We start from the raw sequence: 3,087 nt of genomic DNA on the forward strand, positions 1-3,087 counted from the left end.
TATATAGATTCTTCTCTGACTCGTAAGCTCTACATGCACTCAACTCGCTTACTCTCTATCTCTACAAGCCATTCCCAAACGCCTTTGGCGTTATATGGTCAACCCTCACGGGCAATTAGTATTGGTTAGCTCAACGCCTCACAGCGCTTCCACACCCAACCTATCAACGTCCTAGTCTCGAACGGCCCTTTAGGAGGATCTAGTCCTCAGTGAGATCTCATCTTGAAGGAGGCTTCCCGCTTAGATGCTTTCAGCGGTTATCCCGTCCGAACGTAGCTACCCGGCAATGCAATTGGCATCACAACCGGTACACCAGAGGTTCGTTCACCCCGGTCCTCTCGTACTAGGAGCAACTCTTCTCAAATCTCAAACGCCCACGGCAGATAGGGACCGAACTGTCTCACGACGTTCTAAACCCAGCTCGCGTACCACTTTAAATGGCGAACAGCCATACCCTTGGGACCGGCTTCAGCCCCAGGATGTGATGAGCCGACATCGAGGTGCCAAACACCGCCGTCGATGTGAACTCTTGGGCGGTATCAGCCTGTTATCCCCGGAGTACCTTTTATCCGTTGAGCGATGGCCCTTCCATACAGAACCACCGGATCACTAGAACCTACTTTCGTACCTGCTCCACGTGTCTGTGTCGCAGTCAAGCACCCTTCTACTCTTGCGCTCAATGCATGATTTCCGACCATGCTGAGGGTACCTTCGTGCTCCTCCGTTACGCTTTGGGAGGAGACCGCCCCAGTCAAACTACCCACCACACAATGTCCCCGATCCCGATAAGGGACCTGGGTTAGAACCTCAACATTACCAGGCTGGTATTTCAAAGGTGGCTCCACTCGAACTGGCGTCCAAGTTTCAAAGCCTCCCAGCTATTCTACACAAGTAATGTCAAAGTCCACTGTGAAGCTATAGTAAAGGTTCACGGGGTCTTTCCGTCTAGCCGCGGGTACGCTGCATCTTAACAGCGATTTCAATTTCACTGAGTCTCGGGTGGAGACAGTGTGGCCATCGTTACGCCATTCGTGCAGGTCGGAACTTACCCGACAAGGAATTTCGCTACCTTAGGACCGTTATAGTTACGGCCGCCGTTTACCGGGGCTTCGATCAAGAGCTTCGCCTAAGCTAACCCCATCAATTAACCTTCCGGCACCGGGCAGGCGTCACACCCTATACGTCCTCTTTCGAGTTTGCAGAGTGCTATGTTTTTAATAAACAGTCGCAGCCACCTGGTATCTTCGACCGGTCTCAGCTTACGGAGCAAGTCCTTCACCAAAACCGGCGCACCTTCTCCCGAAGTTACGGTGCCATTTTGCCTAGTTCCTTCACCCGAGTTCTCTCAAACGCCTTGGTATTCTCTACCTGACCACCTGTGTCGGTTTAGGGTACGGTTCCTCATAACCTGAAGCTTAGAGGCTTTTCCTGGAAGCAGGGCATCAACCACTTCGTCTCACATGGAGACTCGTCATCGGATCTCAGTCTTAAGAACCCGGATTTACCTAAGTTCTCAACCTACATCCTTAAACACGGACAACCATCGCCGTGCTGGCCTAGCCTTCTCCGTTCCCCCATCGCAGTTATGATAAGTACAGGAATATTAACCTGTTTCCCATCGGCTACGCTCTTCAGCCTCGCCTTAGGGGCCGACTCACCCTACCTCGAATAGCGTTGGATAGGAACCCTTGGTCTTTCGGCGGGGAAGTTTTTCACTCCCCTTATCGTTACTCATGTCAGCATTCGCACTTCTGATACCTCCACGCCGCCTCCCGGCTTACGCTTCAACGGCTTACAGAACGCTCCTCTACCATGCCCTAAGGCATCCGCAGCTTCGGTGTCATACTTAGCCCCGTTATATCTTCCGCGCGGGCCGACTCGACTAGTGAGCTATTACGCTTTCTTTAAAGGGTGGCTGCTTCTAAGCCAACCTCCTAGCTGTCTAAGCCTTCCCACATCGTTTCCCACTTAGTATGAACTTTGGGACCTTAGCTGGCGGTCTGGGTTGTTTCCCTTTCCACGACGGACGTTAGCACCCGCCGTGTGTCTCCCGTGATTGCACTCATGGGTATTCGGAGTTTGCATCGGGTTGGTAAGTCGGGATGACCCCCTAGCCGAAACAGTGCTCTACCCCCCATGGTGATACACGAGGCGCTACCTAAATAGCTTTCGAGGAGAACCAGCTATCTCCGAGCTTGATTAGCCTTTCACTCCGATCCACAGGTCATCCGCTGGCTTTTCAACGACAGTCGGTTCGGTCCTCCAGTTGATGTTACTCAACCTTCAACCTGCCCATGGATAGATCGCTCGGTTTCGGGTCTACTCCTAGCGACTAAACGCCCTATTAAGACTCGGTTTCCCTACGCCTCCCCTAAACGGTTAAGCTTGCCACTAAAAGTAAGTCGCTGACCCATTATACAAAAGGTACGCAGTCACAGAACAAAGTCTGCTCCCACTGCTTGTACGTACACGGTTTCAGGGTCTATTTCACTCCCCTTACAGGGGTTCTTTTCGCCTTTCCCTCACGGTACTGGTTCACTATCGGTCAGTCAGGAGTATTTAGCCTTGGAGGATGGTCCCCCCATATTCAGACAGGATACCACGTGTCCCGTCCTACTCGATTTCACATTCTATAAGCTTTCACATACGGGGCTATCACCCACTATGGCCACACTTTCCAGAGTGTTTTGTTAGCTACAAAAATGCTTAAGGGCTACTCCCCGTTCGCTCGCCGCTACTAGGGGAATCTCGGTTGATTTCTTTTCCTCCGGGTACTTAGATGTTTCAGTTCCCCGGGTTCGCCTCTAATGTCCTATGTATTCAGACAAAAGATACCTATAAATAGGTGGGTTTCCCCATTCGGAAATGTCCGGATCAAAGCTTGTTTACCAGCTCCCCGAACCTTATCGCAGGTTACAACGTCCTTCATCGCCTCTGACTGCCAAGGCATCCACCGTGCACGCTTAGTCACTTGACCATATAACCCGAAGGCGTCTGGTTCAAATGACTCGTAACGATAGATTTCGCCGAATTGGCGCTTGTAAAACTTCTACAAGTCAAAATCTATAAATGAATCAAATCCAAATT

At 51.1% G+C, this 3,087-nt stretch carries 1 rRNA gene; it reads right to left on the reverse strand.

What is annotated here, in order from left to right:
• Positions 1 to 94 precede the first annotated feature (94 nt).
• A 23S ribosomal RNA gene (locus ACFVYJ_RS13660) occupies positions 95 to 2,977 on the reverse strand.
• Positions 2,978 to 3,087: the final 110 nt, after the last annotated feature.

This window comes from Pontibacter sp. JAM-7, from assembly GCF_048548695.2.
In the GTDB taxonomy this organism is placed as follows: domain Bacteria; phylum Pseudomonadota; class Gammaproteobacteria; order Pseudomonadales; family Balneatricaceae; genus Neptuniibacter.